10 protein-coding genes are annotated in these 20508 nt (G+C 72.1%); 8 read left to right on the forward strand and 2 right to left on the reverse strand.

From position 1 onward, the window contains the following. Positions 1-102: 102 nt before the first annotated feature. On the reverse strand, positions 103-1383 hold the full coding sequence (locus OHT51_RS36910; RefSeq protein WP_328883235.1) for a valine--pyruvate transaminase: 1281 nt from the start codon (positions 1381-1383) through the stop codon (positions 103-105). Positions 1384-2682: 1299 nt separating this feature from the next. On the opposite strand from OHT51_RS36910, the gene OHT51_RS36915 reads away from it, so the two are divergent. The 7 genes from OHT51_RS36915 to OHT51_RS36945 all read left to right on the forward strand — a co-directional run bounded on the left by OHT51_RS36915 (position 2683) and on the right by OHT51_RS36945 (position 13575). Then, entirely contained in the window at positions 2683-4140 is a 1458-nt protein-coding gene (locus OHT51_RS36915; RefSeq protein WP_328883236.1) for an amino acid adenylation domain-containing protein, read from the forward strand. A gap of 145 nt (positions 4141-4285) precedes the next feature. Then, a complete protein-coding gene (locus tag OHT51_RS36920) occupies positions 4286-5611 on the forward strand; it encodes a condensation domain-containing protein (RefSeq protein ID WP_328884561.1) in 1326 nt (441 codons plus the stop codon). Further along, positions 5604-6848: a cytochrome P450 gene (locus OHT51_RS36925; RefSeq protein ID WP_328883237.1), complete on the forward strand. Its 1245-nt coding sequence runs from the start codon at positions 5604-5606 to the stop codon at positions 6846-6848. Before OHT51_RS36920 ends, OHT51_RS36925 begins: the two co-directional genes overlap by 8 nt. Further along, the gene (locus OHT51_RS36930) at positions 6838-9954 is read left to right on the forward strand and encodes an amino acid adenylation domain-containing protein (RefSeq protein ID WP_328883238.1); all 3117 of its coding nucleotides are present in this window, start codon (positions 6838-6840) and stop codon (positions 9952-9954) included. The genes OHT51_RS36925 and OHT51_RS36930 overlap by 11 nt, the downstream gene beginning before the upstream one ends. Positions 9955-9986: 32 nt before the next feature. Next, a complete protein-coding gene (locus OHT51_RS36935; protein ID WP_328883239.1) occupies positions 9987-11747 on the forward strand; it encodes a non-ribosomal peptide synthetase in 1761 nt (586 codons plus the stop codon). Positions 11748-11752: 5 nt separating this feature from the next. After that, positions 11753-12529, forward strand: coding sequence for a hypothetical protein (locus OHT51_RS36940; protein ID WP_328883240.1), 777 nt, complete (start codon positions 11753-11755; stop codon positions 12527-12529). After that, positions 12511-13575, forward strand: a complete 1065-nt coding sequence (locus tag OHT51_RS36945; RefSeq protein WP_328883241.1) for a phosphopantetheine-binding protein — start codon at positions 12511-12513, stop codon at positions 13573-13575. Before OHT51_RS36940 ends, OHT51_RS36945 begins: the two co-directional genes overlap by 19 nt. Here the strand turns inward: OHT51_RS36945 and OHT51_RS36950 are convergent. After that, positions 13558-14358, reverse strand: coding sequence for a thioesterase II family protein (locus OHT51_RS36950; RefSeq protein WP_328883242.1), 801 nt, complete (start codon positions 14356-14358; stop codon positions 13558-13560). The genes OHT51_RS36945 and OHT51_RS36950 overlap by 18 nt on opposite strands. A 673-nt stretch (positions 14359-15031) precedes the next feature. On the opposite strand from OHT51_RS36950, the gene OHT51_RS36955 reads away from it, so the two are divergent. Next, complete coding sequence (locus OHT51_RS36955) at positions 15032-20461, forward strand: type I polyketide synthase (protein WP_328883243.1); 5430 nt, start codon at positions 15032-15034, stop codon at positions 20459-20461. The last annotated feature ends 47 nt before the right edge of the window (positions 20462-20508 follow it).

A 20508-nucleotide genomic window follows, 5' to 3' on the forward strand; every position in this document is an offset into this window, starting at 1 on the left:
CCACGTCCCCTTCCCGCGCGTGTCCGAGCTCACCGGTCCTCGGCGCCTGTCCGTCACGAGCCCGCCGGCCGCCCTCGCGGTGGGTCGGCGGGGGCGGCGGCGTCACCTGGTCGTCACGGGCGCCTCGGCGCGCATCTCTCGCAGCACATCGGCCACGTGGCGGATGCCTTCGGTGAGCACCTTCTCCTCGGCGCTGAGACTGATGCGGAAGCACCGGGTCGCGTGGCCGGCCACGGCAGGGGAGGAGAGCGGGTCCACGAAGAAGTGCCGGCCCGGCACGACGAACACCCGTCTCTCCTTCAGCCTGCGGTACAGCTCGACGTCGTCGAACCACGGGTGGTCCACCCACAGCCAGCAGAACATCCCCCCGGCACCGGAGTGCATCCGCCAGTCCATGTCCGCCGGCATCGTCTCCGCCAGCAGGTCCGCGGCGAAGCGCTTCTTCTCCCGGTAGTAGGGGACGATCGCCTCCCGGGTGACATCGTCGAGCCGCCCATCCCGCATGATGCGGGCCAGGGCGGCCTGGGGGAGCTGAGGGGCGTGCAGGACGGAGTTGGACATGAACGACGCCAGCGCGTCGACGTACTCAGGGGAGCCGATCGCGAACCCGACGCGTTCCCCGGGCAGCCCGGCCTTGGACGCGGAGAAGCAGTTGATCAGGTGGTCGTGCAGCACCGGCTCGGTGCGCACCTCGGCGATCCGGGGGAACGGGGAGCCGTACGCCTGGTCCAGGAGCAGCGGTACGTCACGCTCGGCCGCCAGCGTGGTCAGCGCGTCCAGGTCCGCCCGGTCCAGGGCGCGTCCGGTGGGGTTGCCGGGGCTGGAGACCAGCATCATGCCGATGTCCGACTGCCGCCTCAGGCCCTCGACGTCCAGGGCGTAGCGGAAGCGGTGGTCGCCCTCTCGCTCGATGCGGGGCGGCACTCCGACGATGCCCCCTGCGTGCATGCACATGCCCTGGTAGCCGGTGTAGTCGGGGACCATGGGCAGGACGATCTTTCGCTCCCCCCGCGTTCCGGGGCCGGTGAAGAGGGCGGCCGCGGCGAAGCACAGCATCTGGCTGCCCGGGCCCACCACGACGTTCTCCGGGCCGATCCGCCAGCCGTACGCCCTGCGGAAGTACTCGACGACGGCCTCGATGAGGGACCGGCTGCCGCGCGAGGGGCCGTAGCGGCAGCTCGCCCGCCCGAAGTCCTCGGCCAGCGAGTCCGCCAGCGCGGTCCGCCACATGTCGCTCGCCTCCGGGACGGAGGCAGGATTGCCCACGCTGAGGTTGAGCCAGTCACCCGCTGACGCGTCCGCCGTGCTGGCGGCCACGTCCTCCATGATGCTGCGCAGGCCGGAGACACCGGCCATCTTCGCGCCGCTCAGTGACAACTGCATGGGGATCTCCTGGTACTCGAGGGTGAGTGCCGGTGCGCGGGCGGAGCACGCGGGCAGCGCGCAGCACGCGTGCCCGGCCAGCGGTGGGCCGGGGAGAAGGAACGAGTGGTGGAGGCGGTACCGCCCCGGGGCGACGGGCCCGGCGGTGCCGTGCCCTGCCGGCGGAGGTGAGGAGGGAACGCGATGTCCCCGAAAGTCCGCGCGGCGGGGCGCTTTCCGAACGCGCGCAAAGGAAACGCAGCGTACCGCCCATGCTCTTAGCGCCCGGCGATTCTGTCAACGGCTTTCCGTGGCAGGCCCGTACGACCGGCGCCGTGTGAAGTGGGCTACGGTGAGAGCGATGCCCGGATCGCGGAGAACCATCCGTTAGTCAATCCGATGCCCCAACCGTCAAATTACTCCGCAAGTAAGTCCGTGTGGCCCCGGCACCGGTCTGACGCAGACTCAAGTCGTGTTCCGGTAAGTAAAGATGATCAACCCTTCCCTGATTCGGTCACACGCCATACAGTGGCAACGTCCTCCGGGACACCTCGTGGGGGACGGGTGCATCACCAGTGCATCGCTCGGCTGGACACGAGGCGGGCAGCGGACCCCTCGTCATTGACCGTCGAGAGGGCGAATCGCTGCCCTCGTATGCTGCTGGCCGACGGAAAGGGGGAAAGGTGATGCGGGGCGCATCCTGCTTTGCCGTACGACCGATGAGTGGTGCCGCTGTGCGAGCGTGACGCTCGCGCGTGCTGAGCGCGGAGAAAACCGCGGAAGGCCGGGTCCTGACCTCGCGCGCCGACGCAGGACATGGTGGTGGGCTATCGGCCCCGCCGTGCGTGAGCCCTGCCCGCGTTCTCGCTATTGCCCTGAGACGACACGTCCGTGAAAACCCCCGTGGGGCGTCGAAATGACGTCCGCGCCCGGGGCAGTGCCTTCAAGGAGTGGAATGTCCGACGCCGGTGCGAGTTTAACCGACTGCGTACGTGCGGAAGTGGCCGGAACCTTGGACGGTAAGCCGATGTCACTTGACGATTCATTCGCGAACCCCCGGATGAACCCGATCGCCGTGCCGCGTCCGACGTCCGCCCTCGAGGGCCGGCTCGACGCTTTCATGGAACCGGTCGCTCCGTTTCAGGCCGAATCCGTGGCCGCCCTCGCCGAACTCGCCGTAGCTTCTGTGAACCGCCGGGATGGGAATGAAGTGGGGACAGCGGAGATCAGGGAAGGGATCCGCCCTGCGGCGGAGGACCGCCGATGCGGACCTTGGACGACACCTCGGCCGTGTCCTGCCACGCGTGAAGTAGTGGACGTATGAAGACGATACGAGACGCCTTCGAGGCCCAGGCGGCACGCACCCCGGACGCGGCCGCCGTGCGGGCCGTCCGCACCTACACCTACCGTGAGTTCTCGGCGCGGGCCCTCGCCCTCGGTGAGGAGATCCTCGCGCACACCCGGCCCGGGTCGTTGGTCGCCCTCGACGCGACCGGCCCCGCCGGCGGGGCGCTCGGCATCCTCGCTGCCGTCGGCGCCGGGTGCGCGGTCCTTCCTCTGAACCGGGAGAGCCCGCCCGCCCACCGCGAGCGGGTCCTCGCGAACGCCAGGCCGTCCCTCGTCCTGCGCGAGACGGCGGAGTGCGTGTTCGCCATCGAGCCCGCGGCCGCCGCGGGGGGGCCGGTCGTCCCCCGCGAGCCGGTCATGGCCGACATCGCCTACGTCATGTACACCTCGGGATCGACCGGGTTGCCGAAGGGCGTCATGGTCCCGCACACGGCGCTGCTGGACCGGCTGGCGGGGCTCGCCTCCACACCGGGGCTCGCGGCGGGCGAGGTGATGGTCGCCGCGACGGCCCTGTCCTTCGACATCTCCATGGCGGAGATGCTGCTGCCGCTGACGGTCGGGGCGTCCTTCCTCGCCGTGCCGGACGACGTGCGCTTCGACCCGTACCTGTTCCAGGAATTCGTCGACAAGCACGCCCCGCAGGTCATCCAGGCCACACCCAGCTTCTGGCGCATGCTCCTCGCGACGGAGTGGCAGGGTGCCACGGGCGCCAGACTCTGGTGCGGCGGAGAGGCCCTCACCCCGGAACTCGCACGTCGCCTTCTGCCCCGCGGCGCGGAGCTGTGGAACATGTACGGCCCGACGGAAGCCACGATCTGGGCCACCGCCGCGCGCGTCGAGCAGCCCGATGTGATCTCTCTGGGAAGCCCGCTGGACGGCAGTGGCCTCTACCTGGCCGCCGTGGACGACAGCGGTACGACCCACCTGGGTCAGACGGTCACCGAGCCCGGCACGGCCGGCGAGATCGTCCTGTCCGGGGCGGGGATCGCACTCGGCTACCTGGACCGGGACGACCTGACCGCCGAGCGGTTCCCCACCGGGGACACCGCCGGAGTCGGCGGGCGGCTCTACCGCACGGGTGACCGCGGAAGATACCGGCCGGACGGCTCCCTGGAGTTCCTCGGGCGCGTCGACGACCAGATCAAACTGCGCGGCCATCGCATCGAACTCGGTGAGATCGAGGCCGTGTTGGAAGAGCACCCCGACATCACCGCCGCGGTCGCCGTCCTGCGCGACGCCGACCGGCCGGAGCACGCGTCGATCACCGCCCACGTCACCGCCCGCCGGGAGGGAGTGTCCGGCAAGGCCCTGAGGACCTGGCTGCGCGAGCGGCTCCCGGCCGGTCACTGCCCGAGCCGCATCGTGGTGCGCGGGACCCTCCCGCGCACCACGGCCGGAAAGATCGACCGGGTGCTGCTGGCCGCCGAATAGGGCAGGCGGCCGGGCGCCGGGGGAGCGCGGCCGATCACGAGCGGTACCCATCGGCGCAGTCCCGCACGGGACGGCCCCGCGCGCCCCCGCCGACGTCCCAGGACCAGGACATCAGCAAGCGTATGGAGGCAACGAGTTGAGCCAGGTGAAGACCGCCCCGCTGACCTTCGGTCAGCTGTCGGTGCTGAGGGATCTCGATCTGTCGGGACCTGACGAGCAGAGCGATGGCAATCTCCCCCTCGTCCTCGACGTCCCCTCCGGTACGGGCGTGGACGAGGCCGCCGCGGCCTGGGAGCGGCTGGTCGAGCGGCACGAGGCGCTGCGGACCGTCTACGACCGCCGCGCCGCCGAGCCCACCCAGACGGTCCAGCCGTTTCAGGGCGTCCGGCTCGACACGGTCGAACTGCCCGCCCCCACCCGGGAAGCGGCTCTGGACGTCGCCGGGGAGTGGGCGGAGGAGGAGATCCGCTTCGACGTGGAGCACTCCTGGCGCGCCGCCGTCGGCGTCCACCAGGGTGTCGCCACCCACCTGGTGTGCGTCGTGCACCACCTGGCGGTCGACAGCGCCGCCTGCACCCTGCTGGAGGACGAGTTCCGCACCCTCGTCTCCGGGGGCACACTCGCCCCCGACCCGCCCCAGCCCGTCGACCTGGCGCTGGAGCAGCACGGCGACGAGCAGCAGCGCCGCCAGACGATCGAGTTCTGGCTCGACGAGTGGCGGGGGTTCGTCGAGGAGGACCGGCAGGGCGGCGACAGGAGCCGGCGCCACCGCGCGGCGCTCTACTCCGAGCGCGCCCAGGACGCCGCCCGCGCGGTCTCCGAACGCCTCTCGGTGTCCGTCCAGTCCGTGGTCCTCGGCGCTGTCGCACTCGTCCTGTTCGACCTGAGGGGCCGCGACCGGGCGACGTTCGGCCTGCTCGCCGGCAACCGCATGGACAAGCGCTGGCAGACGCTGCTCAGCAGCATGAACCAGCTCGCCCCGATGACCGTCGCCGCCGACCGGGACGCAGCGCCCGCGGTGTTCCTGCGCATGCTCTACATGAACAGCCTGGAACGCCTGCTCCACGGCTCGTACAGCATCGACGAACTGCGCGCCCGGCTCACGGAGACCGGCTGCGCCAACCCCGATCCCCTGCAGTTCGACTGCTACTTCAACTACCTCGGGGACATCGCCGAGCCCCCGGCCGAGGGATCACCCGCGCGCGACGACATCGAGTGGTTCGCCGACGCCTGGCAGGGCGGGCCGCGCTTCAACCTCAGGGCCGCCACGGGCACCGGCCTGCACCTGTCCCTGACCGCGAGCGACGACTACCTCGGCGCCGGGGTGACCGGCCGCTTCCTCGCCTCCGTCGAGGCCGCGCTGGTGGACCTCGCCGACGGCGCGCCGGAGACCGTGGGCGCCGTCGACCTGGCCCCGCTGCGGAAGGTGAGCCCGCCGCCCGCACAGGACGGGGACACCGGCCATGAGTGACACCTTGCAGGCGGCCCAGGACACCGCCCCCCGTGCGGGCCGGTGCCCGTACCACGTGACCGGTCGCGCCCAGGCGGACCCCTGCATGGACTACCTCCACCTGCGGGACGACGAGCCGGTCCGCTGGGACGAGGACCTCGGGGTGTGGCTGGTCACCGGATTCCGCGAGGCGACCGAGTTGCTGCGCAACCCGTCCCTGTCGGCGGCCTGGCCCGAGCACGGCAGGACCAAGCTGCACACTCCGGCCGAGGGCGAGAGCGGCGACGGGAGCCGCACCTCGGAACTGGTGCGCATGTGGTTCATGTTCAACGACGACCCCGGCCACGCCGCCTCCCGCAAGATCGTCGCCCCGCTCTTCTCGGCCGAACGCCTGGCGGCGGCACGCACCTTCGTGGAAGGGCTCGTCGACGAACTCCTCGCGCCGCACCGCGACGTCCTCGACGTCATGGACGACCTCGCCGTGCCGCTGTCGAGCCGGGTCATCTGCCACGTCCTCGGGCTGCCCGAGGACGTCGCTCCCCGCCTCGCCGTCTGGGCTCCCGACATCGCGGCGTTGCTCGTCGCGGACTACCTCCCCGAGGTCGTCACCCGCGGGTACCGGGCGCTGCACGAGGTGACCGCGGCCGTCGACGAGGCGCTCCGGGGCGAGGTGCCCGAGGACTCGGGCCTGTGGCTGCTGCGCGAGGCGCACCGGCGCGGCGAGATCGGGCTCCAGGACGTGTGGGCCACCGCGAGCCTGCTCATCTACGCCGGTTTCGAGACGACCTCCACCTTCATCGGCAAGGCCGTACGGGCCACCCTGCACGCGGGTGTCCGGCCGGGCGACCTGAAGGCCGACCCGGCCGCCGCCGTGGAGGAGTTGCTGCGCTTCGACACCTCCGTGCAGCAGGTCGCCCGCTTCGCGACGGCGCCCATCGACGTCGCAGGGCAGCGCGTCGCGGCCGGCGACCTCGTACTGATCATGCTGGGAGCGGCCAACCGCGACCTGGACGTCTTCGAAGGCCCCGACCACCTGCGGCCCGGCCGGGAGATCAGACGTCACCTCACCTTCGGGTTCGGCGCGCACTACTGCCTGGGGGCCGGACTGGCGCGGCTGGAGGCCGAGGCCGCCCTGCGAGGTCTCGGTGAACGGTGGGACGTGATCGAGGAGGCCTCCGCCCCGGTGACCCGGTCGCACTACGGCCTCACCGTCCTGGAACACCTCAAGGTCAGAGGGGGGACCCGCAATGGCGCGTGATACAGCGACCAGTGCGTACGAACACGGCGAGCTTATTGACGAGGCGGTGTCCCGCCAGGCCCGCGCACGGCCCGACGCCGTCGCCGTCGTACAGGGCGGCCACCGCCTGACGTACGGGGAACTGGACGCCGCGAGCGACGACTACGCCGCCGGACTGCGCGCCCTGGGCGTCTCCCCGGGACACCGGGTGCCCGTACTGATGAGCCGCTCGCCCCAGTACGCGGCCGTCGTCCTCGCCATCCTCAAGTGCGGGGCCGCCTACGCCGCCCTGGACCCGCGCTGGCCCGAGGAGCGGGTGAGCTCCATCCTCCGGCGGCTCCAACCGCCCCTCGCGGTCCTGGAGAAGCCCCAGGACCTGCATGTACCCACGTGGTCCGCGGCCGACCACCCCGTCGACGAGGCGGTACGGCGCCGGCGCCGCGTCCCCGCCGCGGTCCGCGACGGCGGCAGCGAGGCCACCATCTTCTTCACCTCGGGCAGCACCGGCGTCCCCAAGGGCGTCGTCACCCCGCACCGGGCCACCACCCGGCTGTTCCAGCCCGGCGGCTTCGCCGACCTCGGCCCTGGCCACGTCATGCTCGCGTCGGTCGCGCTCCCCTGGGACGTCGCCAGCATGGAGCTGTGGGGGCCCCTCACCAGCGGGGGCACGGTGGCCCTGGTGGAGGACGAGTACCTGCTGCCCTCGGGGCTCGCCGCGCTCGTACGCGACCAGGGCGTCGACACCGCATGGCTCACCACCTCCCTCTTCAACGCCTTCGTCGACGAGGACCCTTCCTGCTTCCTCGGCCTGCGGCACGTGATGACCGGCGGGGAGAGGCTGTCGCCGCACCATGTGCGCCGCTTCCTGGACGTCCACCCGACGGTGCGGCTGACCAACGGCTACGGACCCGTCGAGTCCTGCGTCTTCACCACCACGCACGACATCGTGCTGACAGACACGGAACTTCCGCACGGCATCCCCATCGGCAGGCCCGTGCCGCACACGACGGTCCACGTGATGCGTGACGGCCGGACGTGTCCGCCGGGCGAGACCGGGGAGATCTGCATCGGCGGGGACGGACTCGCCGTCGAGTACCTGGGCATGCCGCAGGACACGGCCGCACGGTTCGTGGACACCGACGTCGACGGCGAGACCGTCCGCGTCTACCGGACCGGCGATCTCGGGTTCACCACCCCCGACGGACTCCTCCACTACGTCGGCCGCGCCGACCGCCAGGTCAAGATCCGGGGACGGCGGATCGAGCCGCTGGAGATCGAGAACGTCTGCCTCGCCCTGCCGCACGTCAAGCAGGCGGTCGCGGTGCCCGTGCCCGGCGCCGACGGCGCCTACACCGCCATGGTCCTCTTCTACGTCGCGGAGTCCGGCGCCCCCGAGGACGCCGCCGCACCGGCGGCCGTACGGGCCCACCTCGTCGCCGGGCTGCCTCCCCACAGCGTCCCCGACGACCTGCGGCGCGTCGACGCCATCCCGCTCTCGGCCACCGGCAAGACGGACACCGCGCGGCTGCTGTCGACGGCCCGCCGGGCCCCCGGCGGGCCGCAGTCGGAGACGACCGCTCCCGAAGAGCCCGCACCGTCACCAAACCGGTGGGCGGCGGTCGTTCTGGAGGAGATCCGTGCCCTGCTGAAGACCGACGCCGCGCCCGACGCGCCGTTCGCGGTCCTCGGCGGCACGTCCCTGGACGCCATCCGGCTCTGCGCTCGCCTCTCGGACCGTACGGGCATCTCCGTGCCGGTCTCCGCCTTCCTGCGCCATCCCACGGCCGACGGTCTCGCGGAGTTCCTGGAAAGCCGCTCCGCGCCCGTCCCGACGCAACCGGCCGGCCGAGCCGACCGCGTCCGCCTCGACGGCATCCAGGCCCACTTCGGCCTGCTGCACGAGTTGGATCCGAGCGACTCCGCCGCCCTCTGCCACCTGCTGTGGGAGGTCACCGGCCCGCTGGACACCGACGCCCTGGAACAGGCCCTCAACGACCTGCAGCGGCGCCACGAGGCCCTCGGGTCGGCCTACCGGCTCGACCCCGAACCGGTGGCCTTCACGCCCGAGTCCACGCACCCCATCCGCGTCGAGACGCTCACCTGCGGTGACGGGACCCAGGACGCCCGGACCCTGGTGGAGGAGGCCCTGAACCGGCCTCTGCCCATCGAGGACGCGCGGGTCTGGCGGTGCGTCCACGCCCCGGTGGACGCCGACACGGGCCTGGTCGGCCTCACCGTCCACCACATCGCCTTCGACGGCTGGTCGCAGGACCTCCTCATCGCCGAGCTGACACACGCCTACGACGCCCGCGCCCGCGGGGCCGAGCCGCGCTTCGAGCACCCCGCACCGACCCTGCGCGCCCTGGCCGACGAGGCCGCGCGCTTCCACGACCGCGACGAGGCCGCCGCCCAACTGGCCTACTGGACCCGGCACCTCGCGGACCTGCCGGTACTCGCCCTGCCCGCGCCCGGAGCGGAGCCGGACCGGTCGTTCGGAAGCCACGGCTTCACCGTGGACCCGGTGGTCGCCGCCCGGCTGCGCACCGAGGCCGGACAGCTCGGAGCGACCCTGTTCCTGCCCCTCGCGGCCGGCTACGCCGCCGCGCTCGCCGACGTGACCGGACAGGCTGACTTCGGCATCGGCGTCCCCCTCGTGCGCCGCTCCGGACCCGCCTCCATGGCGGCCGTCTCGTGCCTGGTGGACGTCGTGTGCCTGCGGCTGCCGGAAGGGGGCGGCGGGCCGGCGCTCGCGGACCTGGCGGAGGCGGCACGTCCCGCCGTCGAGGACGCCTTCGCCCGCCAGGACGTGGCGTTCGCGGAGGTGGTCCGCGCGATCCGGCCGCCCAGGACCGGACGCAACCCGCTGTACCAGACGATGTTCGCCGTGCAGAACGCCGTACCCGAGGAACTCGCCCTCTCCGGCTGCGCGGTGCGGCGCCTGCCGATGGAGCCGCCCGCCGCCATGCACGAGATCGTCTGCGAGATCTGGCCGACGGCCGACGGCGGGCTGCGGGTGGACATCAGCTTCCAGGCCGACCGCGTCGCCTCCGGCACGGCACACCGCCTCGCCCGCGTCTACGAGGAACTGCTGGTGTCCGGGAAACGGCCGGCCGCCCAGCACGTGTGAACAGCCCCCACCCGAAGGGACCTCACCTCCCCATGCAGGACATTCCAGAGGAACGGACGGCCGTGCGCCTGCTGCGGCGCCTCGTCGACGCGAACCCCGAGGCGACGGCGGTCGAGTGCGGCAAGGACGTGCTGACGTACCGCCGTCTGTGGGACGAGGCCGGCACCGCGGCGGCACGGCTCCAGGAGACGCCCGGGTTCGAACCGGGCTGCCTGCTCGGCGTCCTGTACGAGCGGGGCGTGCCGGGCCTGGTCGCCCAACTGGCGGCCTGGCGCGCCGGGGCCGCCTACCTGCCCCTGGACCCGGCCCTCCCGGACGGGCGCATCGAGTCGGTCCTCCACGACGCGCGGCCCTTCGCCGTGCTGGCCCAGCCCGATCTGCGCCACCGGGTGCACCCCTCGGTGCCCGCGCCGCAGGACGCCTTCTCCGGCCCCCCGCGAGAGCCGCGACCGGCCCGGTCGGCCCTCGCGTACGTCATCTACACCTCCGGCTCGACCGGGACGCCGAAGGGCGTGGAGGTCGCTCACGCCAGTCTGGTGAACCTGCTGGACTGGCACGGCGAGACCTACGGGACGGGGCCCGGCACCCGTGTGGCCGCCTTCGCGGGCCTGGGGTTCGACGCCTCCGTCTGGGAGACCTGGGCGGCGCTCGCCAACGGCGCGACCCTCGTCCTGCCCGCCGAGCCCATGGGCGCCGACGTGCCCGCCATCGCGGACTTCCTCCAAGAGCACGCGATCGAGCAGTGCTTCCTCAGCACCCCGATCGCCGAGGAACTGATCGGCTCCGATACGCCACCGTCCTCCCTGCGGGTCCTGCTGACCGGCGGCGACCGGCTGCGGGTGCGGCCGAGCGCCTCGTTCCCCGCCGCGGTCCACAACCACTACGGCCCCACCGAGGCGACCGTCGTCACCACCGCCAGCGGGGACCTGCGCGGCACCGGCGACCCGGGCAGCCCACCGGTCATCGGCACCCCCATCACGGGTGCGCGCGTCCGGCTGGTCGACCACCGGGGCCAAGAGGTCACCGGCCCCGGCGCGACCGGCGAACTCCTCATCGCAGGGGCGGTGCTGGCCGCCGGATACCGAGGTGACGCCGCCCTCACCGAGGAGAAGTTCGGTACGGCGGCCCCCGCCACCGACGCCACCGAAGGCGGATCCGGCACCACCGAGCGCTGGTACGCGTCGGGGGACGTCTGCCGCTGGACGGACTCCGGTGACCTCGAGTTCGTCGAACGGCGCGACGCCCAGCTGAGCGTCCGCGGCAACCGCGTCGAACCCGCCGAGATCGAGCACACCATGCTGACGGTGGCAGAGGTCAGCCAGGCCGCCGTCGTGCTGTGCGACGACGGCTCGGGAGGCTCCCTGGCCGCCTTCTACTGCGGCGGGGCCGGCGCGGAGACGGTGCAGGAAGCGCTGACGCAGAGGCTGCCCGGGTACATGGTGCCCTCCCGCGTCCAGCGGCTGGACGCCATGCCGCTCACCCTGAACGGCAAGATCGACCGCAAGGCCCTGTCGGAGGTTCCGGCCGAACCCGCCGAGCGGCCCGAGGCGGCCTTCCGGCCCGGCTCCACCGAGGAGGGCATCGCCGAGATCTGGACCGATCTGACCGGCATCGCGCCGGGCGCCGGCGACAACTTCTTCGACGTCGGTGGGCATTCGCTGCTCGCCGCCCGCATGATCGGCAAGGTGCGCGACAGGTTCGGCGTCAAGGTGGGCCTCCAGGCGGTCTTCGACCATCCGGTCCTGGCGGACTTGGCGGCGGCGGTCGACGCGGCACCGAAGAACGGAGACTGAAACCGATGTCCGGCAACACGCCTCCCCACGACGGCCGGCCGGTCGTCGTCATCGAGTTCGGCAATGAGATCCCGCCCCGCAGCTTCGACCCCGTGCTGCCGCCCGAACTGCACGCCCACCGCCTCCGGATCGATCCCCTGCGCTATCCCGGGCTCGCCGAGACGGTCCCCGACCTGGCGACCCAGGCACGGCACTGGGCGGCCGAGATCGCGGCCGCCGCTCCGCCGCGGGCCGTGCTCGCCTACTGCTCCGCCGTCGAACTGGCGCACCTGCTGGCCCGCGAACTGCCCGAGCCCGGCATACCGCTCATCGTCCTCGACCCCGTGCTCCCCGGCCCCGGCACGCCCCGGGAGCTGTTGCTGGACCTGGCCCTGGACATGGACGACACGCTGGACCCCGCCGAAGTGCCCGACATCACCGGCCTCCCGGCGTCCGAGGCGCTGCGGCAGGCGAGCGTCTTCCTGCGCTCCCTCGTCACCCGGACCGCGCCCGACCTGGACGAGGACATCGCCGACGAGCTGACGCAGGCGCAGCGGGCCTGGCTCGGCTTCACGCTGTCCGCCGCGGCAGAACGCACCGCCCCGCCGAAGCTCGGTCACGTCGTCCTCAGTGAGGGCTCCGCGTGGCCGGACTCCGACGCACTGTCAGTGCACCACACCGGACTGAACGTGAAGGAACTGTTCGGCACTCCGGCGGTGACGCCGCTGCTGTCGGAACTCCTCTCGGCCCCGGCGGCCGGGAGCGAACGGGGGAAGGAAACGCCGTGCAGTCGCACTTCGTAGAACGGGACGCCACCGAGGCCGTCGTCGCCGCCCAGTGGTCCCGGGTGCTGGGCCGGCCGCCCGCCTCCCTGGACGCCGACTTCTTCGGATCGGGCGGGTCCTCCCTGCTCGCCGCGAAGCTGGTATCCGCACTGAGGGGCGCTCTCGGCACCCGGATTCCGCTGAAGACGCTGTTCGAGGCGCCCACGTTCGGCGGTCTCAGCGCCCGCATCAGGAACGACACCCCCGGGTCCGGCGGCCGACTGCTCACCCTCAATCCGTCCGGCGCCGGCGCCCCCCTGCTGCTGGTGCCGGCCGCGAGCGGCGGTGTCATCGGCCTCCACCGCTTCGGAGGCGACCCGATCGACCGCCCCGTGCTCGGTCTGCAGGCCCGCGGTCTCGACCCGTCCGAGGGCGAGCCGTGCGGAACGCTCGAGGAGATCGTCCAGGACTTCACCGAAGTCCTGGAGAAGGCGGACGCGCCGCGCAGCCTGCACCTGGCCGGATACTGCGTGGGAGGCATCCTCGCCTACGAACTGGCTGCCGGACTGCTGCGGCGCGGATGGGACGTGCGCTCCGTCGTCCTGCTCAACACCTCCCTGTACTGCCCGCCGCTGACGGTGGCCGAAGCCGCCGGGGAGAAGCTCCTGTCCGTCGCGCACGAGGCGGGCATCGCGATACCGGAGGGCCAGGAGCCGGACGCCGCCGAGGTGTACCGCGCCGTCGGCTCACAGGGCCCGGACCCCATCGAGACCGACTTCGCGGAGTTCCAGGCGGGACTGCGGGTCTTCGGCTCCGTCGGGTCGGCGGTGTCGGGCTATGTGCCCGAGCCGGGCGACTTCGCCGTGCGGTTGTTCTCGACCGACGACCGGGACGACCCGTCGGACGTCGAGCGCACCCTCCACCCGGTGACCGACTGGCCCGACCTCGGGCTGGCCGACTACCAGCAGTACCAGGTGCCCGTCGACCATTTCGAGATGATCGTGCACGAGCCGACCCTGAAGGCCGTCGAAAACGCGCTGAAGGACATCGACGACGGCCGGAAGAGGTCAGAGCGAACGGTGTGAAGAATCCCGCCCGGCCTCCCGGCCGGGCTGGAGGAGGCGTTTCGCCATTTCCGCGAGAAGGGGCTGTCGCGACGCATGCAGGAAAAAGTGGTCACCGGGCAGGACCATCGAGTCGAGCTCTCCCTCCACCAACTCGGACCACTGCTGGAGGTGGTGCATTCCAACACCCGGATCGTTTGCCCCACCGAAAACCGTCACCGGTGCGCCCGGCGGCTTGCACGACAGAAAGGAATAGCGTGAGAGCATCGCATAGTCCGCCCTTATGGTGGGCAACAGCATCCGCATGAAGTCGGCATTCTGGAGAATCTCCTCCGGTGTTCCGTTCATCAGTCGGAGTTCCTCGATGAGTTCCGCTTCCGGAAGGGTGTGAAGGTCCCGCCGACCGTCGTGCACGGCGGGCAGTGCGCGGCATCCCGAGAGGAACATGTGCATCGGTTCGACGTCGTGCTCCTCACGTAGCACGCGGGCCGCCTCCCAGCAGACGATCGCCCCGAGACTGTGTCCGAACAGGGCAAACGGCTCCTTGGAGTGCTCCAGCAGCTCCGGGACGACGGCGTCCAGAGTCGCCTGCAGGGTGTCGACCGGGTCCTCGAACAGCCGGTCCTCGCGGCCCGGCGGCTGAATGGCGTGGACGTCGATCTCATCCGGCAGCAGCTCGGCCCAGCCCCGGAATGTGGAAGCACCGCCGCCCGCATAAGGGAAACAGAAAAGCCGTATGCGTCCGGGGGGATTCGTCCGCGATAGGCGGTGGATCCACGGGTGGCTGGGCGGATTGCCGTGCATGTGTGTCCTCTTTCCGTTTCCGGTGCGGCTCATCGGCCAGAACAGCGTGCCACAGAGCCGCCCCCGGGGCGAGCACGAGGAAGGAATTACGGGCGCTTTCACCTTCTATTGGCCACGTCACACCAGGTGCCATTGTGGCCCGTGGGATCCTGCGTTAGTCTCGCAGCCGGTCGGCATGTGCTGCGAACACCGAGCGCTGGGCCGTCGAGCAGCATCGATTTCCTGCTCTCGAGATTCTCGGGAGCAGCCGTTGGGGGACTGAGTGCGGTACGGGGCAACAAACGCCGATGGAGCCAGGACCTCCGGAAAGACCGTCCGGAGGGTGTGCGGTGCGACGGGTCGGGTCCTCCCCCTTCGCCGGGCGGTGACAGGCCCCTTCCGGAGCCGTCGAGACGGGAGTCGGCCTCGTGCCCATCGAGTCCCCCCGGCGCACGGAAGCTCGTCACCTCCGGCAGCGGAGACACCGCCGCCGCGCTCACCACACCGGCCGCCACGGGCCCGTTCCGCGAGAGCCGCTTGACGAGGTTCCCGGTGGATCTGACGGGCCGGCGACGGCCCGCCTGAGGCGCGGGTGACCCCCGCGGCGGGGAGCGCCCGGGCCACCACCGCGACGACAGCAGGCCGCAGGGCCTCGGCAGCACCGATGGACGCGTGCAGGACGGAGGGAGCAGTGGTGACCGACACGAACGACGAGGGGTTCGACGACCCGTCCATGCCGGAAGGCGTCGCCATCATCGGCATGTCCGGCCGCTTCCCGGGCGCCCGGGACCTGACCGAGTTCTGGGAGAACCTGCGCGCCGGCGTCGAGTCCGTCGTGGAGTTCGGCGACGACGAACTGCTGGCGGCCGGGGTCGACCCCGAGGAGTCCCGGCAACCGCACTACGTGAAGGCGGGCCCCTCGTTCGAGGGCATCGGCCTGTTCGACGCGGAGTTCTTCGGCTACACCGCCCGGGAAGCCAAGATCATGGACCCGCAGCACCGGCTGTTCCTGGAGACCGCCTGGGAGGCGCTGGAGCACGCGGGCCTCGACCCGGCCCGGTACCGGGGCACGGTCGGGGTCTTCGGAGGCGCGAGCAGCAGCGCGTACATCGGGAACGTCGTCAGCAACATGGACGGCGGGGAGAACATCCGCGGGGAGAACGTGGGCCTCGGCAACGAGCTGGCGTTCCTGACCACGCGGGTCTCGTACAAACTCGACCTCAGGGGACCGAGCTACCCCGTCCAGACGGCCTGCTCCAGCTCGCTGGTCGCCCTGCACACCGCCTGCCAGAACCTCCTGGGCTACGAGTGCGACGTGGCGCTGTCCGGCGGGGTCGCGTACAAGGTCCCGGAGAAGACGGGCTACCCCTACCAGGAAGGCGGCTTCCTCTCGCCGGACGGCCACGTCCGGCCCTTCGACGCCGCCGCCCGGGGCACGGTCTTCGCCAATGGCGTGGGGGTGGTCGCGCTGAAGCGACTGGCGGACGCCCTCGCCGACGGAGACACCGTGCACGCCGTGATCAGGGGCACCGCGGTCAACAACGACGGTGCCGTGAAGGCGAGTTTCTCCGCGCCGAGCGTCGCGGGGCAGGCCGCGGTGATCGCGGAGGCCTTGGCGACGGCCGGGGTGGAGCCGGTGGACATCGACTACGTGGAGGCGCACGGCAGCGGCACCGTGATCGGGGACTCGATCGAGATCCAGGCCCTGTCGCGGGCCTTCGCCGGCGCGTCGGGCACCTGGTCGATCGGCTCGGTGAAGTCCAACGTGGGACACCTGGACGCCGCCGCCGGGATGGCCGGACTGCTGAAGACCGTGCTGGCCCTGCGCCACGAGGAACTCCCCGCGTCCCTCAACCACGTGGAGGGCAACAAGGACGTCGACTTCGCGGGCGGGCCGTTCCGGGTGCAGACGAAGCTCGGCGCGTGGCCGCGGACGCCCGGGCGGGCACGCCGCGCCGGGGTGAGCGCGTTCGGCTTCGGCGGCACGAACGCGCACGTGGTGCTGGAGGAGGCCCCGCCCGCCCCCGAACCCGCCCCGAGCCCCCGCGAGTCCGAGCTCCTGGTGCTGTCGGCCCGCTCCGAACACGCGCTGAACCAGGCGTCGGACCGGCTGGCGGCGTTCTTGCGCGGCGAGCGGCCCGTGCTGGCCGACGCCGCGTTCACCCTGGCCACGGGCCGACGCCACTTCCCGTACCGGCGCACCGTCTGCGGGTCGGACGCCGAGGCGTTGGCCGCCGCGCTGGAGAGCGGCGACCCCGCGTACGTGACGACCGGGCAGGCCGCCGCGACCCCGCCGCACGTCGCGTTCCTGTTCAGCGGGCAAGGCGCCCAGCACCCGGGCATGGGACGGGAACTCTACGACGCGGAGCCGGTCTTCCGGTCGGCGGTGGACACCTGCTCGGAGCTTCTGCGGCCCCATCTGGACAGGGATCTGCGCGACGTCCTCTTCCCCGAGGACCCCGCCGACGCCGCCCTCCTGGGGCAGACCCGGTGGGCGCAGCCGGCGCTGTTCGTCGTCGAGTACGCCCTGGTCGCACTGTGGCGAGCATGGGGCGTGGAACCCTCGCACCTGCTCGGGCACAGCCTGGGGGAGTGGGTGGCGGCGTGCGTCTCCGGAGTCTTCCGGCTCGAGGACGCGCTGCGGCTGGTGGCCCTGCGCGGCGAACTGATGCAGCGCTGCGGGGCCGGAGCGATGCTCGGTGTGGTGGCCGAGCGGGACGCGGTGGAGTCCGCGCTGCCCGAGGGCGCCGGCCTGGCCGCTCACAACGGTCCCCGCGACTGCGTCGTGTCGGGCCCTGTCGACGCGGTCGAGAAGTTCGCCGTGACGGCCGACGAGCGCGGTTGGTCCACCCGACCGCTGGAGGTGTCCCACGCGTTCCACTCGGGACTCATGGAACCGGTCGTCGACGAGTTCGTCGCGGCGGTGGCACGGGTGGAGCGCGCGGCGCCCGGAATTCCGTTCGTCTCCAACGTGACCGGTGACTGGATCACGCCGGAACAGGCGAGGGACCCGAGGTACTGGGGACGCCACATACGGCAGTGCGTGGAGTTCGCCGCCGGCGTGCGCCTGCTGGTGCGCAAGGCCGCACCGGTCCTCCTGGAGGTCGGGCCCGGACAGACCCTCGCAGGCCTGGTGCGGCGCACGCTCGCCGACGCGGACGAGGAGAGCGTCACGGTCACCGCGTCGCTGCCGCACCGCCGCGACCCGCGCGGTGCCGGCGAGACGATGCGCCGCACCCTGGGCCAGCTGTGGCTGAACGGGGCTGCGCCGGACTGGGCCGGCTACTACGGCGAGGACGGGCGGCGCCGCGTTCCCCTGCCCACGTACCCCTTCGAGCGCAAGCACCACTGGCTGGAGCCCGCGGCCCCCCGCGTGTCCCGCGAACCCGGCCGCCACCCGCTGCTGGACGAGGTGCTGCTCCGGTCCGCCGGACAGACCGTCTTCCGGTCCGAGCTGTCCCTCGACCGCCACTGGGTGCTCGCCGAACACCGCATGCTCGGTGAGGCCATCGTCCCCGGGACCACCTATCTCGAGATGGGCCGCGCCGCCGCCACCGCCCATCTGGGCCGCCCCGTCACCGAGATCAGGGACGTCGACTTCCTGGTGCCGCTGCTCGTGCAGGAGCACCGACCCCGCACCGTGCACATCACCGTTCGCGAACTCGACGACGACCTCGTGGAGTTCTCCGTGGCCGGCCACGATCCCGAGCGCGACGTGTGGACCGTCCACGTCCAGGGCAAGGCCGCCTCGGGACCCCTCGTCCCGCTGCCGCGTCAGGACCCGGACGCCCTGCTCGCGCGGTGCGGTCTGGAGACCGTGGACCTCGGCAGAGCCCAGGCGGAGCACAAGGTGATGGAGTTCGGCCGCCGCTGGACGGACAGCCTGCGCACCATGCACGTCGGCGTCCGGGCCGCGCTCGGCATCCTCGACATGCCCGAGCGGTACCACTCCGAGTGCGAAGATCACGTCCTCCACCCGGCCCTGCTCGACCTGGCGACGGGATTCAGCGGATTCGCCGTCCACCAGAGCAGGGCGGACGTGCAGGAGTACCGCGGCAGCCGCGACTTCTTCCTGCCCGTCGGCTACGAGTCCCTGCGCATCCACGCGCCACTGCCGCCCACCGGGACCAGTCTCATCACCCCCCACCCGGACGCCGAGCGCGGCAGCGAGATCCGCAAGGTCGACGTCACCATCCGCGACACCGAAGGCAATACCGCGGTCGAGATCCTCGGCTTCACGGTGAAGCGCGTCCCCGACCCCCGGCACACGGTCGCCCGCATCCGTCCGCACTCCCGCCACCACACCCTGCGCTGGATCCCCGCGCCGGCCGTCACGGAGCAGCGCGAGGCGCCCGCCGCCGTCCTCCTCGTGACGGAAGGGGGCGGGCTCTCCCGGGACCTCGGCGAAGCACTGCGCTCCCGAGGCGCACGGGTGATCACGGCCGAACTCGCCGGGGAGTGGAGTGCCCTCGGCGACGACCACTACGGCGTGCCCCCCAGCTCCGAGGGGTGGGAACGGCTGCTCGACACGCTGGGCGAGGAGGTGCCCGGCGAAGCGGTGCTGGTCGCCGCTCCCGCCGGCGACGCCCAGCGCGGAGTCGAGGAGCTCGACCGACGCCTGCGCGGCGGGGCGGACAACCTCTTCCACCTCCTCCGGGCCCTGGCGGCACGGGACGCCGTCCCCGGCCGGCTCGCCGTGATCGCCCCTCACGTCGCGCGCGTGACCGGCGAGGAGCCGGCCACGGCCCCCGTACACGCGACCCTGTTCGGCATGGCCAAGGTCATCGGTCAGGAGCACGAGGGGACGGAGGTCCTCTGCGTCGACACCGACGACGACACCGACGCGGACGCGCTGTGCGCCGAACTCCTCGGGCCCTGGTCACCGGCCCTGGTCGCGCTGCGCGGGAGCGGGCGTCATGTCACCGAACTGGCGCCGCTGCACCTGCGGGACCGCTCACGCCAGGAGGACGAGCGGCCCGAAGGCGTCCACCTCATCACCGGCGGCCTCGGCGGCCTGGGACTGTCCGTGGCCAGGCATTTGAGCCGCACCGTGCCCGGCATCCGGCTCGCGCTCGTCGGCCGTGGGGCCCCGGACTCGCGCGAGACTCGCGAGGAGACGGCCGCCGACAACCCGAGACACCGGCGGCAACTGGCCGCCCTGCGGGAGCTGGAGGAACTGGGCGCCCAGGTGCGCTGCTACCGGGCGGACGTGGCCGACGAGGCCGCCATGGCGGACGTCGTCGGCGCCGTCCGCGCCGACCTGGGCCGGATCGCCTGCGTCATCCACGCGGCGGGCGTCGCGGGTGACGGGTTCCTCTTCCGCAAGGACGCCGGCACGTTCCGGGCGACGCTCGCCCCCAAGGTGTTCGGCGCGACCGTCCTGGACCTCGTCACCGCGGACGACCCGCCGGAGCTGATGCTCTGCTTCGGGTCGACCACCTCCGTGTTCGGTGTGGCCGGCCAGGGCGACTACACCGCGGCCAACACCTACCTCGACCACTTCGCCGACCACCGCACCGCCCTGGGCCGCAGGACGGTCACCATCGACTGGACCGACTGGCTGGACACCGGCATGGCGTTCGACCACGGCGTCCAACGGGACCAGGGGTTCTTCCGCTCGATCAGCGTGGAGGACGGGCTCGGCAGCCTCGACGAGATTCTCGCGGTGCCCTGCTCGCCCGTGGTCGTCGGCGAGATCAACTACGCGATGCTCGGCGCCGTGGACTCCGACCGGCTGGCAGCCCGGCTGGCCGTGGCCCCGCTGGTCCTGGAGGAGTCGGTCCGGCAGCGGGTGGCGGCGGCCGGTGGCGAAGCCCGCCGGGCGGCCGACGCGCCCGCCGGACAGGCAGCGGGTGAGGGCGTCACGCTCTTCGGCCGGGAGGACGGCGGATACAGCGAGACGGAGCATCTGCTCGCCCGGATCTGGGCCAGGGAACTCGGTCTGGACCGCCTGAACATCCATGAGAGCGCCTTCTCGCTGGGCGGGGACTCCCTCGTCGCCCTGCGGATCGCGCAAAGCATCCAGAAGACCATGGGCGTCCGGGTGTCGATGGTCGACCTGTTCCGGTACGTCACGGTCGCCGACCTGGCGGCGCACCTCGACAGCAAGAAGTCCCACGGCTGAAACGGCGATCCCGTTCGGCCGCCCCTTCCAATCATCTGAGGCGGTAT

This window comes from Streptomyces sp. NBC_00299, from assembly GCF_036173045.1.
In the GTDB taxonomy this organism is placed as follows: domain Bacteria; phylum Actinomycetota; class Actinomycetes; order Streptomycetales; family Streptomycetaceae; genus Streptomyces; species Streptomyces machairae.

What these genes read in the sequence shown, in the direction of transcription:
- OHT51_RS36940 (WP_328883240.1), top strand. Translation starts at nt 11,753, where the DNA reads ATGTCCGGCAACACGCCTCCCCACGACGGCCGGCCGGTCGTCGTCATC.
- OHT51_RS36915 (WP_328883236.1), top strand. Translation starts at nt 2,683, where the DNA reads ATGAAGACGATACGAGACGCCTTCGAGGCCCAGGCGGCACGCACCCCG.
- OHT51_RS36950 (WP_328883242.1), bottom strand. Translation starts at nt 14,358, where the DNA reads ATGCACGGCAATCCGCCCAGCCACCCGTGGATCCACCGCCTATCGCGG.
- OHT51_RS36925 (WP_328883237.1), top strand. Translation starts at nt 5,604, where the DNA reads ATGAGTGACACCTTGCAGGCGGCCCAGGACACCGCCCCCCGTGCGGGC.
- OHT51_RS36935 (WP_328883239.1), top strand. Translation starts at nt 9,987, where the DNA reads ATGCAGGACATTCCAGAGGAACGGACGGCCGTGCGCCTGCTGCGGCGC.
- OHT51_RS36930 (WP_328883238.1), top strand. Translation starts at nt 6,838, where the DNA reads ATGGCGCGTGATACAGCGACCAGTGCGTACGAACACGGCGAGCTTATT.
- OHT51_RS36910 (WP_328883235.1), bottom strand. Translation starts at nt 1,383, where the DNA reads ATGCAGTTGTCACTGAGCGGCGCGAAGATGGCCGGTGTCTCCGGCCTG.